Below are 15,681 nucleotides of genomic sequence, written 5' to 3' on the forward strand. Positions count from 1 at the left end.
GCGGGGCTGCGCCTAGCGTGGCCCCATGAGTGCGGGCAGCGGGGGCGGGGAGGCGATCGTGCGGCTCGGCCGTGCGCCGGAGGCACCGGAGAGCGGCACACGGATCCTGGCCGACTACGGCTCCGCCTTCCGGATGGGCGGATTCGACTGGGACCTGCTCACCGGCACCATGGCCATGGACCCGGCCGCCCTCGACGTCTTCGACATGGACCCCGAGGAGTACGACGGCCGGCCCGAGAGCCTGGGCCCGCGCGTGCTGCCCGACGAGGGCAGCCGCCTCGACGCCCTCGTCGCCCAGGCGCTCAAGGACGGCAGCGAGCAGTACGGCGCGTACTTCCGCATCCGCCGCCGCGACGGCAGCCACCAGTGGACCCACACCCAGGGCCTCGTCCACCGCGACGAGGCCGGCCGGCCCGTCCGCATCATCGGCATCCTGCGCGACGCCACCCACGAACTCACCGAGTCCGCCGCCCGGCTCGGCCTCGACGAAGGGCGCAGACAGCGCGCCGGGGTCGTCGAGGGCACCACGGCGGCCCTCGCCTACGCCCGGACCGTGCAGGACGTCATCGACCTGCTCAACGACTCGCACGCGCTGGAACACTTCGGCGCCGCCAGCCTCGTCATGGGCCTCCTCGAAGCCGGGCGCATCCACCTCGTCGCCGAGGGGCCCGACGGGGCCTTCGTGCCGGGCACCCGGTTCACCCGGGTGGACGAGCCGTACCCGATGAGCGAGGTCATCAGGACCCTGCGCCCCCGGTTCATCGACTCGGCCCGCGACTTCGCCGAGTCCTTCCCCGTGCTCTGGCCGCACATCAGCGGGCTCGGCATCACCGCGGCCGCCTATCTGCCGCTCATCGCCCAGGCCCGCCCCATCGGCGCGCTCGGCCTGCTCTACAGCGACAAGACCGGCTTCAGCGAGGACGAGCGGACCCTGCTCGTCGCCCTCGGCAGCAGCATCGCCCAGAGCCTCCAGCGGGCCATGCTCTACGAGCAGGAGCACGACCTCGCCGAAGGGCTCCAGCAGGCGATGCTGCCCCGCCGGATCCCCGAGGTGCCCGGCGCCCAGACGGCCGTCCGCTACCGCTCCGCGCGGCTAGGCCGGGACATCGGCGGCGACTGGTACGACGTCATCGCGCTGCCCGGCGGCCGGGTCGGCTGCGTCATCGGCGACGTGCAGGGCCACGACACCCACGCGGCGGCCGTCATGGGCCAGCTGCGCATCGTGCTGCGCGCCTACGCCGCCGAGGGCCACCCGCCCGCCACGGTCATGGCCCGCGCCTCCGTCTTCCTCCATGAACTCGACACCGAACGCTTCGCCACCTGCACGTACGCGGAGGTCGACCTCGGCACCGGAGTCGTCCAGGTGGTGCGGGCCGGCCATGTCGACCCGCTGATCCGGGAGATCGACGGCGGCTGCCGCAGACTCCCCGTGGAGGGCGGCCTTCCGCTCGGGCTGTCCGCGGAGTTCGGCCGCCTCGACTATCCGGTGACCACCCTGGAGCTGGACCCCGGCCAGACGCTGATGCTCTACACCGACGGGCTCGTGGAGAAGCCCGGCGCCGACCTCGACGAGGGCCTCCAGTGGCTCTCCTCGCTCGTCCGGCGCGGCCCCGCCGACCTCCAGCACCTCGCCGACCACCTGTGCGACGTCGTGGCCGACCGGGGCGGCGAGGACGACGTCGCGATCCTGCTGCTGCGCCGCCACGGCACGTACCACCCGCGGGGCACCGGCCGCTTCCAGCAGCACGTGGCCCAGAACGACCCGGAGGCGCTGAGCTCCGCCCGGCACATGATCCGGGCCGCCGTCCGGGCCTGGGGCGCGGGGGAGCGCGCCGACGAGATCGAGCTGGTCGCCGACGAGCTGATGACCAACGCCCTGATGCACACCGACGGGGGAGCGATCGTGACCCTGCGGATCCTCACCGGTCCCCCGCGCCGGCTGCGGGTCGAGGTGGAGGACCGGTCCAGCGCGCTGCCCCGGCGCCGCGAGGCCGGGGACGCGGGCGTGTCGGGTCGCGGACTGCTCCTGGTCGACCGGCTCTCCGACGCGTGGGGCGTGGAACCACGGGGTGGCGGCAAGTGCGTGTGGTGCGAGTTCACCGTGGAGCGCTGAACTTGTTAACTGAGCGTGAACTGATCGTACTTGACCGTAACTGACGGTACGCGATTGACTTCCTTCGCCACCTCCCCGCGTAGGACACGTCGTAGTACACCGCAGAACACCGCAGGACACCGCCGGACAAGAGGACACTGTGAGCAGCGAGCTACTGGCACCCCTGGACCTGGCCTTCTGGCACCTCGAATCCACCGAACACCCCCTGCACCTCGGGGCCCTCGCCCACTTCGGCCCCCCACCCGCCACCGCCGGGAACGAACCGGCCGACATCCTCGGACTCCTCGCCCGGCGCGCCGCCGCCGTCCCCCGCCTCCGGATGCGCGTCCGCGACGTCCTGTTCCCCGTCGGCGGCGCCGCCTGGAGCGCCGACCCCGACTTCGACGTACGCCGGCACGTCCACGAGATCACCCTCCCCGGCACCGACTTCCCCGCCGAGACCGCCCGGCTCGCCGCCGAACTCATGGAACGTCCCGTCGCCCGCGGCCTCCCGCCCTGGGAGATGTACCTGCTCAGCGGCGCCCCCGACGGCTCCTTCGCCGTCCTCGTCAAACTCCACCACGCCCTCGCCGACGGCATGCGGGCCGTCGCCATCGGCGCCGGGATCTTCGACGAGATCGCCGCGGGACGACGTCCCTCCGGCCGCGTCCGCCCCGTCCCCCCGCGCTCCTGGCTCCCCGGCCCCGGCCGCCTCATCGGCATCGCCCGGGACCGCCTCGGCGACCTCGGCCGGGCCGTCGAGGTCGGCGCCTCGGTCGTCGGCTCCTCCGTCGCCCGCGCGGGCCACCTCGACCCGCGCCCCACCGGCCCGCTCGCCGCCGAATCCAGCGGCACGCGCCGGATCGCCACCGCCACCCTGCCCCTCGACCGCGTCCACCGGATCCGCCGCACCACCGGCGGCACCGCCAACGACGTCCTCCTCGCCCTCGTCGCCGGCGCCCTGCGCCGCTGGTTCGACGGACGCGGCCTGCCCCTGCCCGGCGCCGACCCCCGGGCCCTCGTCCCCGTCTCCCGCCGCCGCCCCGGCGGCCCGGCCGGACCCGGGAACTGCCTCTCCGGCTACCTCCTCGACCTGCCGGTCACCGAAGCCGACCCCGCCTCCCGGCTCGCCGCCGTCCGGGCCGCCATGGACCGCAACAAGGCCGCGGGACCCTTCCGGGGAGCGGGCGCCGTCGCCCTCCTCGCCGACCAGCTGCACCCGCTCGCCCACCGTTTCGGCGCCCCCCTCGCCGCCGGAGCCGCCCGGCTCCTCTTCGACCTCCTGGTCACCCAGGTGCCGCTGCCGCGCTCCGCGCTCTCCCTCGGCGGCGCCCCGCTCCGCGCGCTCTTCCCCATGGCCCCGCTCGCCCGCGGCCAGTCCCTCGCCCTCGCCATGTCCCCGTACGGCGGTCAGGTCCACATCGGCCTCGTCGCCGACGGCGAGGCCGTCCCCGACCTCGCCGCCCTCGCCGCCGCGCTCACCGCCGAGCTCGACCTGCTCGACCCGCTCGTCCCCGCGGAGGCTACGGCGCGCACATAGTGCCGGGGCGGACCTTCGTGAGTGAGACCAGGTACGCCTCGACCTTCGCGTCGACGCAGGCGTCGCGGCCGTAACCGGTGTGCCCGGGGGCCCGGAGGGACAGCAGCATGCCGCCGGGGAACTGGCGCGCCAGGCTCACCGCCTCCTCGTACGGCGTCGCCGGATCGCCCTCCGTACCGACGACGAGGACCGGCGGAACGCCCGGCGCCCGCACCCGGTGCGGCCGCTGGGTGCCGGCGGGCCAGTCCTTGCAGACCAGCTCGCTCGTCACCCCGGACGTGCCGTACACCCCCGCGGCCTTGTCGGCGGGGGCCAGCGCGTCCCAGTAGGCCTGGGCGTCGCGCGGGTGGGGGACGTCGAGGCAGTTGACCGCGATGAGGGCGGCCTCGCTGTTGTCCTCGGGAACGTCGCCCGCCGTCCCCTCCTGGTCATCGGGGGTGGCGTCGGCGTCGGCATCGGCGTCCTCGTCGGGGGCCTCCTCCTCGCCCGCCGCCAGGGCCGCCAGCTGCGTACCGTCGCCGCCCTCCGCCGCGCGCAGCGCCGCCGACAGGCCCTCCCACTGCGCCTCCGGCGTGTACATCGACAGGCTGAGCGCGCTGACCAGGCCCGTCGCACCGAGACCTTCCTCGGAGCCCTCGACCGTCAGCGGTGCGCGCCGCGTCCGTTCGAGCAGCCGGTCGATCAGGGCGCGTATCTCCTCGGGCGACCCGCCGGGGCAGCCTTCGCCGACCACGTCGGCGCAGGACTCGGCGTACGCGTCGACCGCGTCCCGGAACCCGGTCGACTGGCCCAGGACGCGCTGCCGCCAGTCCAGGGACGGATCGACCGCCCCGTCCAGGACCATCGCCCGTACGCGGCGCGGGAACTGCTCGGCGTACGAGGTGCCCAGGCTCGTGCCGTACGACCAGCCGACGTACGTCAGCGCGCGCTCGCCGAGGGCCGCCCTCAGCACGTCCAGGTCCCGGGCCGCGTCCTCCGTCCCGACGTGCGGGAGCAGCGGGCCGCTGGCCTTCCGGCAGGCGGCGGCCTGCGCCCGCGCATCCGCCAGCGCCTCGGCGCGCTCGGCGTCCGTACGGGGGTGGAGCGGCGTCTCGTCGGCGGCCTCGGTCCCGTGGTCGGTCGGCGTCCCGTCGGCGGACTCGGGCTCGTCCGCGGTGCGGCAGGTCAGGGCCGGCTTGCTCCCGCCGACACCGCGCGGGTCGAAGGACACGACGTCGAACCGGTCGCGCACGCCCCGGCCGATCTCGTCGGCCACACCGTCCTGGACGAGCTTGGCGCCGGGCTCGCCCGGGCCGCCGGGGTTGAGGACGAGCGAGCCGAGGCGCTTCCCCGGGAGCGCGGTCGCCGCCTTCGCCACCGGCAGCACGAAGGTCTTGCCGTCGCCGGGACGGGAGTAGTCCCTGGGCACGGTGAGCGTCGCGCACCGGACGTCGCCGCAGGGCCGCCACACGAGCTTCTGGCCGTAGAAGCGCCGCAGGTCCGGGCGGGCGGCCGGGTCGGCGGGGGAGGCCGAGGGGCGGGGCCGGTTCCCGTCCTGGCCCGGCCCGGCCGTGCAGGCGGCCAGGGAGGTGGTGCCGAGGACGGCGAGGGCGAGGACGAGGGCCCGGCGGCGGGCGGTGGAGCGGAACACGGAAACTCCCCTGGATGGTCGGTCCGGGGAAGGATCACGCAAGGATGCTGAGGATTTGCTGAGGACGGTTCCGTCGCGGACGGGGCCCCGGTCAGTCCGGGGTCGGCAGCCGCAGCACGAACCGCGCCCCGCCCGCCGCCGACCGCCCCGCCGTGAGGGCGCCGCCGTGCGCGTGCGCCACCCAGGAGGCGATCGACAGACCGAGGCCGGTGGACCCGGATCCGCTGCGGAACCGCTCGAACAGCGCGCCCGCCACCTCCTCCGGAAGGCCCGGGCCCGCGTCCTCGACCGTCAGCGTGCCGTCCCGGCCCACCGTGAGCAGCACCTCCGCCGGAACGCCCGGCGCGTGGCCGTGCGCGAGCGCGTTGTCCAGCAGATTGCCGACGGCACGGCGTACGAGATCGGGGTCGGCGACCACCACCGTCGCCTCGGCCTCGACCCGGACGCGATGGCCCTCCCCGGCGGATTCCTCCACCACGGCCTCGACCAGCTGGTCCAGACGCAGCGGCTGCCGCGCCACCGCCGCCGTACCGGACATCAGACGGGCCCGGGTGAGGAGCCCGTCGACGAGCCGGCCCATGCCCTCCGCGAGCCGCAGCGTGCGCCGGTGCACGTCCGCGCTGTCCGTCTCGCCGCGCAGCGCCGTCTCGGCGAGCGTCCGGAGCGAGGCGGCCGGGGTCCGCAGATCGTGCGCGGCGTCCGCGAGGAAGGCCTCCTGCCGGTCCAGGGCGGCGAGCGCGGGCCGGACCGCACGGCCCGACAGGAGGTGACCGACCGCCGCCGACAGCAGGACGAGCACCGCGCAGCCGCCCGCCACCAGCCGGACGAGCCGCCGGTGCTCGTCCCGTGGGGCGGTCGCGTCGGCCACCGTCACGAGCACGCCCTGCGGCGCCGCGTCGTCGGCCGCCTCCGGCGCGTAGAAGGGCTGCGCGAAGACCCGTACCGGATCGCCGCCCGTCGTCCGCCCGTCGAAGGCCCGGACGCCGTCGGCCCGCACCGCCGCACGGCCCGCGTCCAGGACGACGTCCCGGCTCACGGCCAGGCACGGCTTCGGCGGCGCGTGCTCGACCGTCAGCCGGTCCGGGGCGGCCGGGTCCACGAGGAGCACGGTCAGCGGCGGGCACGCGGTGTCCACCGAGTCCGCCAGGACGTCCAGGACCAGCCGCCCGCCCTCGTCGGTCTCCAGGAGCCCCAGGGCCCAGCTCGTGTCCGCGTCCATCGTGTGATCGAGCTGCTCCCGCCAGCGGCCGCTGTCGCTGCGCACGGCGAGCACCGCCATCGCGATCAGGCCCACGGCGCTGGTCAGCGCGAACAGCAGACTGATCCGCCGGCGCAGCCGCAGGACGCGGGCCGTCGGCGTGAGCGGCCGCGACGCGCGTCTCATCGGGGGTCTTCGTGCGAGAGCCGGTAGCCGACCCCGCGCACGGTGTGGATCAGCGGCGGCTCCCCGAGCTTGCGGCGGAGCTGGGAGACGAGCACCTCCAGGACGTTCGACTGCGGCTCGGCCATCTCGTCCCAGCAGCTCTCGATCAGCTCGGCGCGGGAGACCGCCTGGTCGGAGCGGGCCGCGAGGACCTCGAGGACCGCGAACTCCCGGCTCGTCAGCGTGAGCAGCACCCCGGCGCGGCGGACGTGCCGGCGGGCGGTGTCGATCTCCAGGTCACCGATCCGGTGCACCGGCGGCCGTACGACCGCGGACCGGCGGCACAGGCTGCGCACCCGGGCGACCAGCTCGGGCACGGCGAACGGCTTCACGAGGTAGTCGTCCCCGCCGCTCGCGAAGCCCTCCACCCGGTCCGCCACGCTGTCGCGCGCGGTCAGGAACAGGACCGGCACGTGACGCCCGGAGCGCCGCAGCCCGTCGACATAGGCGGCGGCGTCCCCGGACGGCAGCATCCGGTCGAAGACCGCGCAGTCGTACGCCGTGACGAACAGCGCCTCGTCGGCGCGGGGCAGATCGGCGGCCTCGTCGACGGCGAGCCCGGCGGCCCGCAGAGCGGCGGCCACCCCGAACCGGAGGTCTTCGTCGTCCTCGACGAGCAGTACACGCACGCCCGAAACCATAAAGGGTGTCCGGCGAGCGCCCCGATCCCCGGTGCGGCAGGGTGGAGCCATGCCCGAACTCCCCGAGGTGGAAGCGCTCCGCGCGTTCCTCGACACGCACCTGGTGGGCAAGGAGATCGCCCGCGTCCTGCCCGTCGCGATCAGCGTCCTGAAGACGTACGACCCGCCGCTGAGCGCCGTCGAGGGCGCCGAGTTCACCGCCGTCGGCCGGCACGGGAAGTTCCTCGACCTCACCACCACCGGTGCCGCGGGCGAACTCCACCTCCTGATCCACCTGGCCCGCGCGGGCTGGCTCCGCTGGCAGGACCCGCTGCCCTCGGGACCCCCGAAGCCAGGCAAGGGCCCGCTGGCGCTGCGTACCGCCCTCACCGGAGGCGACGGCTTCGACCTCACCGAGGCCGGCACCACCAAACGCCTCGCCGTCCACCTCGTCCACGACCCCCAGGACGTGCCGGGCGTCGCCCGCCTCGGCCCCGACCCGCTCGCGGAGGACTTCGGCGCGGAGGAGTTCGCCGCGCTGCTCGCCGGCGAACGACGCCAGATCAAGGGCGCGCTGCGCGACCAGAGCCTCATCGCCGGCATCGGCAACGCCTACAGCGACGAGATCCTGCACGTCGCGAAGATGTCCCCGTTCAAACCCACCCAGAACCTCACCCCGGAGGAGACCGCGGGCCTGTACACGGCGATGCGCACCACCCTCCACGACGCCGTCGAACGCTCCCACGGCCTCGCCGCCGGCAAGCTCAAGGCGGAGAAGAAGAGCGGCCTGCGCGTCCACGGCCGCACCGGCGAACCCTGCCCGGTCTGCGGCGACACCATCCGCGAGGTCTCCTTCAGCGACTCCTCCCTCCAGTACTGCCCCACCTGTCAGACCGGAGGGAAGGTCCTCGCCGACCGCCGCCTGTCGAAGCTCCTCAAATAGACTCCCGCGCATGCTGCGCGTACTGGCCGTCGACGACGAGGAGCCCGCCCTCGGGGAGCTCCTCTACCTGCTGCGCGCCGACCCCCGCGTCCGCACCGCCGAAGGCGCCGGCGACGCCACCGCGGCCCTGCGCAGGATCGGGCGCGCCCTGGAGACCGGTCCCGACGGCGACGAGGGCATCGACGTCGTCTTCCTCGACATCCACATGCCCGGCCTCACCGGCCTGGACGTAGCCCGGCTGCTCGCGGGCTTCGCCCGGCCCCCGCACATCGTCTTCGTCACCGCCCACGAGGGCTTCGCGCTGCAGGCCTTCGACCTGAAGGCGGTCGACTACGTCCTCAAGCCGGTCCGCCGCGAGCGCCTCGCCGAAGCCGTACGCCGCATCCACGAGCTTGTCCACGCCACCGCCGCGCCCGCCGCCCCGGCGGCCCCCGAGCAGATCCCCGTCGAACTCGGCGGCGTGACCCGCTTCGTCACCGTCGACGAGATCGCCTACGTCGAGGCCCACGGCGACTACGCCCGCCTCCACACCGACCAGGGCAGCCACCTCGTCCGCATCCCGATCTCCACCCTGGAGGAGCGGTGGGCCGCCCGGGGCTTCGTCCGCATCCACCGCAGCCACCTCGTGGCCCTCGGCCGCATCGACGAACTCCGGCTCGACGCCGGCGCCACCTCGGTGCGGATCGGCGACACCGACCTGGCCGTCAGCCGCCGCCACGCACGCCACCTGCGGGACCTCCTGATGCGCCGGGCCGGCGGCTGAGCCCCGTACCCCTACCGGCGCCGCACCCCGGCTGCATACACTCCACGGACCCAGGAGCCAGTCAGAGAGCGGACGCCGATGCCGGAGCAGCACCCCCCGCGCAGGCCCCGGCGCGAGACCGTCACCTACGCCTCCGCCCACGGCGACGGAGCCGTACCCGTGCCCGCCGGGCGGCGCCCCGCCCATCCGCCGGCCCGCTCCGAGATCGACGAGCAGACCACCCTCGGCCACACCTACGTCCGCTCCCTGATGCGCAGTCAGCTCCGTGCCGCACTCACCGCGCTCGGGGCCCTGGCCCTGCTCGTCGGCTCGCTGCCGCTGCTGCTCGCGCTGCCCGCGCCCGAGGCGCTCGTCTGGGCCGCCCTCGGCTTCGGCGTGTACCCGGCCGTCTGGGCCATCGCCCACTGGTACGTCCGCCGGGCGGAGCGCAACGAGCGCGACTTCACCGGCCTCGTCGAACGGTGACGTGCCCCGCGTGAACCAGACCTACGCCGTCGCCGCCGTCACCGCCGTCGTCCTCGCCACCGTCCTCATCGGCGCCCTCGGCCTGCGCGTCTCCCGCACCACCTCCGACTTCTACGTCGCCTCCCGGACCGTCCGGCCGGGCCTCAACGCCGCCGCCATCAGCGGCGAGTACCTCTCCGCCGCCTCCTTCCTCGGCATCGCCGGACTCGTCCTCGTCCAGGGCCCCGCCATGCTCTGGTACCCGGTCGGCTACACCGCCGGATACCTCGTCCTGCTCGTCCTCGTCGCCGCCCCGCTGCGCCGCTCCGGGGCGTACACCCTCTCCGACTTCGCCGAGGCCCGCCTCGAATCCCCGCAGGCCCGGCGGCTCGCCAGCCTCTTCGTCGTCGGCATCGGCTGGCTGTACCTGCTGCCGCAGCTCCAGGGCGCCGGCCTCACCCTGGAGATCCTCACCGGCGCCCCCGACTGGGTCGGCGGGCTGCTCGTCGCCCTCGTCGTCACCGGCACGGTCGCCGCGGGCGGGATGCGCAGCATCACCTTCGTGCAGGCCTTCCAGTACTGGCTGAAGCTCACCGCGCTGCTCGTCCCCGCCCTCTTCCTGCTCGCCGCCTGGTACGGGGACGGGGCGCCCCGGGCCCGGTTCGACGCGCCCGCCGTGCTGCGCGGCCACACCGTCGTCAAGGTCGCCGACACGGTACGGATCGGGCTCGACGCCCCGCTCACGGTCACCGTCTCCGGCAGCGTCGACTCCGTCGCGTACACCGGACGGACCGTCACCCTCGCCCCCGGCACCCACCACGTCCAGGGCGGCACCTCGCTCGCCTTCGCCCCGGGCGCGCCCCTGCCCGACCGGGCCGCCGGCGGCTCCGACCCCCTCGGCTGGTCCCAGCCGCTCGCCGGGGGCCGCGACGGGCACCAGCTGTACGCCACGTACGGACTGATCCTCGCGACCTTCCTCGGCACCATGGGCCTGCCGCACGTCGCCGTCCGCTTCTACACCAGCCCGCACGGCCGCGCCGCCCGCCGCACCACCCTCATCGTCCTCGGACTCGTCGGCGCGTTCTATCTGCTGCCGCCCCTGTACGGAGCCCTCGGCCGGATCTACGCCCCCGAACTCGCCCTCACCGGCTCCGCCGACGCCGCCGTCCTCGTCCTGCCCGACCGGATGCTCGGCGGTCTCCTCGGCGACCTCCTCGGGGCGCTCCTCGCGGCCGGCGCGTTCGCCGCGTTCCTCTCCACGGCCTCCGGGCTCACCATGTCGGTCGCCGGGGTCCTCACCCAGGACGTCCTGCCCTCCCGGGCGTCCTCCCGCGGCGTACGGCACTTCCGCCGCGCGACCCTGCTCGCCACGGCCGTCCCGCTCGCCGTCGGGGTGGTCGCCTCGAAGGTCCCGGTCGCCGACGCCGTCGGCCTCGCCTTCGCCGTCTCCGCCTCCTCCTTCTGCCCGCTCCTCGTCCTAGGGATCTGGTGGCGCCGGCTCACCCCGCCGGGCGCCATGGCCGGGCTCCTGCTCGGCGGCGGCTCCGCCCTCGCGGCCGTGATGGCGACCCGGGCCGGACTCGCCCCCGAGGGCTGGCCGCACACCCTGATGGCCTGGCCGGCGGTCTGGTCGGTCCCCCTGGGCTTCCTGACGATGGTGCTCGTCTCGCTCGCCACCCCCCGACGGATCCCGCCCGGCACCCCCGCCATCCTCGCCCGGCTCCACCTCCCGGAGGAGATCACCGGCACCGTCCCCGTCCCCGTCCAGGAGGCCCGCCGATGAGCGGCATCGCCCTCGCCGCCGCGGCCGCCACCGGAGCCGTACTCCTCGCCGCGGGCTTCGTCCTCGGCCGCCTCACCGCCCGGCGCGGCGGCCGCACCGCCGACCCCGACCTCGGGACCCCCGTCGAGCGGGCCACCTTCCACACCCTGCACACCGCCTCGCTCGCCGCGCCCCCGCTGCGCGCCGGACTCACCGAGGAGACCGCGCGGAAGGCGGCCCGCACGCTCCGCTCGCTGCTCGGCACCGAGGCGCTCTGCCTCACCGACCGGGGCGCGGTCCTCGCCTGGGACGGACCGGGCGAGGACCACCACCGGGCGCACGTCCCCGAGCAGGCCGCCGAGACCCTGGCGACCGGTCGCAGCCGCTCCGCGCACAGCGGCTGCGACGACCCGGCGTGCCCGCTGCGCTGGGCGGTGACCGCCCCGCTCACCGGGGAGGACGGGGTCCTCGGCGCGCTCGTGGCCTACGGCTCGCGGGAGTCGGCCGTCCTCGTACGGGCCGCGACCGAGGTGGCCCGCTGGGTCTCGGTCCAGCTGGAGCTGGCCGAACTGGACCGTTCGCGCACCCGGATCGTGGAGGCGGAGATCCGTGCCCTGCGCGCCCAGATCTCCCCGCACTTCATCTTCAACTCCCTCGCCGCGATCGCCTCGTTCGTCCGCACCGACCCGGAGCGGGCCAGGGAACTCCTCCTGGAGTTCGCCGACTTCACCCGCTACTCCTTCCGCAAGCACGGCGAGTTCGCCCAGCTCGCCGACGAACTCCGTTCCATCGAGCAGTACTTGGCGCTGGCCGGGGCCCGCTTCGGCGACCGCCTGAAGGTGACCCTGCAGATCGCCCCCGAGGTGCTGCCGGTGACCCTGCCGTTCCTCTGCCTCCAGCCGCTCGTGGAGAACGCCGTCAAGCACGGCCTCCAGGACCGGGAACGGGGCTGCCGGGTCACCATCGCCGCCCGGGACGCGGGCGCCGAGGCGGTGGTCACCGTCGAGGACGACGGCATCGGCATGGACCCGGAGCGGCTGCGCGCCGTCCTGCGCGGGGAGCACCCGGCGGGCTCCGGCATCGGCCTGTCCAATGTGGACGAGCGGTTGCGCCAGGTGTACGGGGCGGAGCACGGCCTCGTCATCGAGACGGGCGTCGGTGCGGGGATGAAGGTGACGGTACGCGTCCCCAAGTACCGCCCGGGGGTGCATCCTTCGGCGCCGTAGCCGCCCTTTCACCCGCCCTTCAGCGAAGGTGCAGGGAGAGGTGCGCGAGCGGCAGGCCCAGCTTCCAGGCGGGGAGCCAGATCTGCTCGGCCTCGTCGACCGGGCTCTCGGGGTCGGTCCGGCCGTCGAGGTCGGCGGCCCGGATCCAGGTGTCCCGCAGCTGCTGCCAGGCGGTCCGCGCGAGCGCCAGGTCGGGGCCTTCGCCGCCGTCCGCCCGCCGGGCGGCGAGACGCTCCTCGACCCAGGGCGGCCAGGGCCGGTCGTACGCGGTGTGCCGCAGCCACTCGTCGATCCGGCAGGCGGCCCGGGCGCCGACCGGTCCGTCCGGCTCCTCGGCGAGGTGCACGGTGAGGGCCAGGGCCTGGAGGCCGGCCCGGTACTCCAGTGAGCCGGGGGCCACGAGCGCGGCGGCCCGCAGCACCTCGTCGGCCAGGTACTCGGCGCACAGCCAGGCCATCGGGACGGCGAGGCCGCCGCCGCTGGTGCCGCCGGCGCCGTTCGTGCTCTCGGGCAGCAACGCTCCCACCTTCTCCCGGATGTGGAGGGCCCCGGACGTCAGGGGCCCGGGGGAGAGCCTCCTCCGTGAAGGGCCCCCGCGGGTGCCGCTTTGCTCAACTCGCCCGTGTGGTTTCGGATACGTTTCCCGGCCGGATCGGTACGGGTGAGGTTCCTGGTGTCGGGCGGGTCGAGCGTGACGGGAGGGGTGGGGGAGCGGCTGGTCGGCCTATCCCAGGAGCGCGTAGACCGCGGTCGCGTGGGCCGCGGTCTCCTCCGAGCCCTCGGCCGTCATCGTGATGTCGGCGAAGGCCATCCGCTTCCCCGCCTTGGTGAGCCGGGCCCGTACGAGGACGTCGGCGCCGATCACCGCGCGCTGGAAGCTGATGGACTGCTGGACGGTGGTCATCGGCACGAAGCCGCCCCGGGCCGCGGCGACCGCGATGACCGTCGCGGTGTCGGCGGCGGCCATCAGGGCCTGGCCGGAGAGGCCGCCGCCCTCGCGGGCGAGCCGGTCGGACCAGGGGAGCCGGAGTACGGCCTCGTGTCCGTCGACGGTGTCGACGGACTCGACGGTGAGGCCCAGATCGAGCACCCAGGGGGCGAAGTTGTCGGCGAGGACCTGTTCGGCGGCGGTGAGTGTCAGCGTCACGGCGTCATTGTGGGGCCCCGGCGCGGACCCGGGCAACGGCCGGGCGGCGCGGCCGGTAGCCGGGCAGGGAGCGGCCCAGCTGCCGCAGCGCGTAGTGCGAGCGGGACTTGACGGTCCCGGCGGGGATCCCGAGCTCGACGGCGGCCTCCTTGACGGTGAGGCCGTGGAAGTAGAGCCGGACGAGCACCGCCCGGTGTTCGGGGCTCAGTTCCCGTACGGCGGCCCGTACGTCGAGCGCGGCCTCGGCCGAGGCGGTGGCGTCGGCCGGGTCGGGCGTCACCGCGAGGACGCCGTCACCGATCTCGGCGGGCCGGGCCAGGCGTGAGCGGCGGGCGTCGATGGCGAGGCGACGGGCCACGGTGAAGAGCCAGGGGCGCATCGAGGTGTAGGGGCCGTCGAAGGCCTCGGGGTGGAGCCAGGCCCGTACGAGGGTCTCCTGGACCAGGTCCTCGGCCCGCTGCCGGTCCCCGTGGGTCAGGGAGAGCAGGAAGGAGAGCAGCGCGGGACCGTGGTCCCGCTGCAGTTCCTCCAGGGTCCGCTCGTCGGTCGTCGCCGTCGTCGCCGTCGTCATGCTGCCCGCCTCTCCCGCGGCTCGTCGTCCGGGGCGTATACGAACGCATCCGGACGGCGAGGGACAGGGAACGGACAGCGGTGTGCGACGAACGGTCGCACCGAGCGGCGAATGGCGCGGCGAACGGTCAGGCGGAGTCGGTGCGTCCGTTTCAGCGGGGTTCGTCATCCTGTGCGGCCTTGACCCTTGACTGCGGCTTTCCCAGGAGATCAATTCGTCAGAACAGATGTTCATCACATGATTCGGGCGGAGTGCCGTACATGACCTCACGCACCAGACCCGCGGGGGTGGCGGCACTCGCCGCGCTCCTGCTCACGGCGGCGACCGGCTGCACCGGTGGAACCGAACCCATCGCCGGCGCCCCCACCCCGGGCGCCACTCCCGGGGCCGGGAGCGCGACCGGGGCCGCGCGCCCCACCGCCCCGTCCGCCGCCCCCGGCGGGGCCTCCGCGCCCGCCGGCTTCACCCTCGTCGCCTCCGGCGACGTCCTCCCGCACGACTCGATCATCCGCAGGGCCGCCGAGGACGCGGACGGGGCCGGCTACGACTTCGGCCCCATGTTCTCCGGCGCCAAGCCCATCGTCTCCCGCGCGTCCCTGGCCATCTGCCACATGGAGACCGTGTACGGAGAGAAGGGCGGGCCCTACACCGGCTACCCCGCCTTCAAGTCGCCGCCCGAGATCGCCACCGCACTCAAGGCGACCGGCTACGACTCCTGCTCCACCGCCTCCAACCACACCCTCGACGACGGCGCGGCGGGCCTCGCCCGCACCCTCGACGCGCTCGACAGGGCCGGCGTCCGGCACGCCGGCTCCGCCCGTACGGCCGAGGAGGCGTCACGGCCCACCCTGCTCAAGGCCGGCGGCGCCACGGTCGCCCAGCTCGCCTACACCTACGACACCAACGGCTACCCGCTGCCCGAGGGCAAGCCCTGGGCCGTCAACCTGCTCGACGAGCACAAGGTCGTCGCCGACGCGCGCGCCGCCCGCGCCGCCGGGGCGGACGTCGTCGTGGTCAGCGTCCACTGGGGCAGCGAGTGGCAGACCGAGCCGGACGGGCGGCAGCTCTCCCTCGGCCGAGCGCTGACCGCCTCGCAGAGCGGCGGCCGCCCGGACATCGACCTGGTGATCGGTACGCATGCCCACGTGCCGCAGGCCTACGAGAAGGTCAACGGGACCTGGATCATCTACGGGATGGGCGACCAGATCGCCGGCGACATGATCAACCACGAGGGCGCCTACGACGCGCGCGGCAACATGAGCAGCATCGGCCGTTTCACCTTCGCCCCGCCCAGGACCCCCGGCGGGCGCTGGGAGGTCACCAAGGCGGAGTTCCTCCCCCAGTGGTTCGACAGCGCGCACGGCCGGGTGGTGAACCTGGGCGCGGCGGAGGGCGGGGACGCGCGCGAGACGGAGATCCGCGACACGATCCGGCAGGTCGTCCTCGGCCGGGGCGCCGACAAGGACGGCCTGGTGATGGGGAAGTAGAACGCCCTACGGGCAGGCGGGCCGGTCAACGCA

14 protein-coding genes are annotated in these 15,681 nt (G+C 74.8%); 8 read left to right on the forward strand and 6 right to left on the reverse strand.

The window, feature by feature from the left end; all coding sequences use genetic code 11:
• Positions 1-25 precede the first annotated feature (25 nt).
• Entirely contained in the window at positions 26-2,113 is a 2,088-nt protein-coding gene (locus tag ACWGN5_RS14450) for a SpoIIE family protein phosphatase (RefSeq protein ID WP_453514710.1), read from the forward strand.
• A 139-nt stretch (positions 2,114-2,252) separates the two neighbouring features.
• Complete coding sequence (locus ACWGN5_RS14455) at positions 2,253-3,632, forward strand: wax ester/triacylglycerol synthase family O-acyltransferase (protein ID WP_453514713.1); 1,380 nt, start codon at positions 2,253-2,255, stop codon at positions 3,630-3,632.
• Here ACWGN5_RS14455 and ACWGN5_RS14460 read toward each other — a convergent pair.
• From ACWGN5_RS14460 to ACWGN5_RS14470, 3 genes are all read right to left on the reverse strand, one after another.
• Complete coding sequence (locus ACWGN5_RS14460; protein ID WP_453514716.1) at positions 3,616-5,262, reverse strand: alpha/beta hydrolase; 1,647 nt, start codon at positions 5,260-5,262, stop codon at positions 3,616-3,618. The two genes, ACWGN5_RS14455 and ACWGN5_RS14460, sit on opposite strands and share 17 nt — an antisense overlap.
• A gap of 91 nt (positions 5,263-5,353) precedes the next feature.
• On the reverse strand, positions 5,354-6,646 hold the full coding sequence (locus ACWGN5_RS14465; protein WP_453514719.1) for a sensor histidine kinase: 1,293 nt from the start codon (positions 6,644-6,646) through the stop codon (positions 5,354-5,356).
• Entirely contained in the window at positions 6,643-7,314 is a 672-nt protein-coding gene (locus ACWGN5_RS14470) for a response regulator transcription factor (protein WP_453514721.1), read from the reverse strand. Before ACWGN5_RS14470 ends, ACWGN5_RS14465 begins: the two co-directional genes overlap by 4 nt.
• A 61-nt stretch (positions 7,315-7,375) precedes the next feature.
• Here ACWGN5_RS14470 and ACWGN5_RS14475 point away from each other — a divergent pair, with 61 nt between their 5' ends.
• From ACWGN5_RS14475 to ACWGN5_RS14495, 5 genes are all read left to right on the forward strand, one after another.
• Positions 7,376-8,248, forward strand: a complete 873-nt coding sequence (locus tag ACWGN5_RS14475) for an Fpg/Nei family DNA glycosylase (protein WP_453514723.1) — start codon at positions 7,376-7,378, stop codon at positions 8,246-8,248.
• Between the two features lie 10 nt (positions 8,249-8,258).
• The gene (locus ACWGN5_RS14480) at positions 8,259-9,011 is read left to right on the forward strand and encodes a LytR/AlgR family response regulator transcription factor (protein ID WP_453514725.1); all 753 of its coding nucleotides are present in this window, start codon (positions 8,259-8,261) and stop codon (positions 9,009-9,011) included.
• 78 nt (positions 9,012-9,089) lie between these two features.
• Entirely contained in the window at positions 9,090-9,476 is a 387-nt protein-coding gene (locus ACWGN5_RS14485; RefSeq protein ID WP_453514728.1) for a hypothetical protein, read from the forward strand.
• Positions 9,477-9,486: 10 nt separating this feature from the next.
• Positions 9,487-11,238: a sodium/solute symporter gene (locus ACWGN5_RS14490; RefSeq protein ID WP_453514730.1), complete on the forward strand. Its 1,752-nt coding sequence runs from the start codon at positions 9,487-9,489 to the stop codon at positions 11,236-11,238.
• Positions 11,235-12,443: a histidine kinase gene (locus ACWGN5_RS14495; RefSeq protein WP_453514731.1), complete on the forward strand. Its 1,209-nt coding sequence runs from the start codon at positions 11,235-11,237 to the stop codon at positions 12,441-12,443. Before ACWGN5_RS14490 ends, ACWGN5_RS14495 begins: the two co-directional genes overlap by 4 nt.
• Positions 12,444-12,462: 19 nt before the next feature.
• On the opposite strand, the gene ACWGN5_RS14500 is transcribed toward ACWGN5_RS14495, so the two are convergent.
• The 3 genes from ACWGN5_RS14500 to ACWGN5_RS14510 form a co-directional block, all read right to left on the reverse strand.
• Complete coding sequence (locus ACWGN5_RS14500; protein WP_453514734.1) at positions 12,463-12,960, reverse strand: hypothetical protein; 498 nt, start codon at positions 12,958-12,960, stop codon at positions 12,463-12,465.
• 207 nt (positions 12,961-13,167) lie between these two features.
• Complete coding sequence (locus tag ACWGN5_RS14505) at positions 13,168-13,590, reverse strand: PaaI family thioesterase (protein WP_453514736.1); 423 nt, start codon at positions 13,588-13,590, stop codon at positions 13,168-13,170.
• A gap of 4 nt (positions 13,591-13,594) precedes the next feature.
• Positions 13,595-14,161 carry a sigma-70 family RNA polymerase sigma factor gene (locus tag ACWGN5_RS14510; protein WP_453514739.1) on the reverse strand — a complete coding sequence of 189 codons (567 nt, stop codon included), beginning with the start codon at positions 14,159-14,161 and terminating at the stop codon, positions 13,595-13,597.
• A 260-nt stretch (positions 14,162-14,421) separates the two neighbouring features.
• On the opposite strand from ACWGN5_RS14510, the gene ACWGN5_RS14515 reads away from it, so the two are divergent.
• The gene (locus ACWGN5_RS14515; protein ID WP_453514742.1) at positions 14,422-15,648 is read left to right on the forward strand and encodes a CapA family protein; all 1,227 of its coding nucleotides are present in this window, start codon (positions 14,422-14,424) and stop codon (positions 15,646-15,648) included.
• Positions 15,649-15,681: the final 33 nt, after the last annotated feature.

Source organism: Streptomyces sp. NPDC055815 (assembly GCF_053616475.1).

Coding starts and splice junctions, on each gene's coding strand:
- ACWGN5_RS14450 (WP_453514710.1), top strand. CDS start 26: ATGAGTGCGGGCAGCGGGGGCGGGGAGGCGATCGTGCGGCTCGGCCGT.
- ACWGN5_RS14465 (WP_453514719.1), bottom strand. CDS start 6,646: ATGAGACGCGCGTCGCGGCCGCTCACGCCGACGGCCCGCGTCCTGCGG.
- ACWGN5_RS14475 (WP_453514723.1), top strand. CDS start 7,376: ATGCCCGAACTCCCCGAGGTGGAAGCGCTCCGCGCGTTCCTCGACACG.
- ACWGN5_RS14480 (WP_453514725.1), top strand. CDS start 8,259: ATGCTGCGCGTACTGGCCGTCGACGACGAGGAGCCCGCCCTCGGGGAG.
- ACWGN5_RS14485 (WP_453514728.1), top strand. CDS start 9,090: ATGCCGGAGCAGCACCCCCCGCGCAGGCCCCGGCGCGAGACCGTCACC.
- ACWGN5_RS14495 (WP_453514731.1), top strand. CDS start 11,235: ATGAGCGGCATCGCCCTCGCCGCCGCGGCCGCCACCGGAGCCGTACTC.
- ACWGN5_RS14510 (WP_453514739.1), bottom strand. CDS start 14,161: ATGACGACGGCGACGACGGCGACGACCGACGAGCGGACCCTGGAGGAA.
- ACWGN5_RS14515 (WP_453514742.1), top strand. CDS start 14,422: ATGACCTCACGCACCAGACCCGCGGGGGTGGCGGCACTCGCCGCGCTC.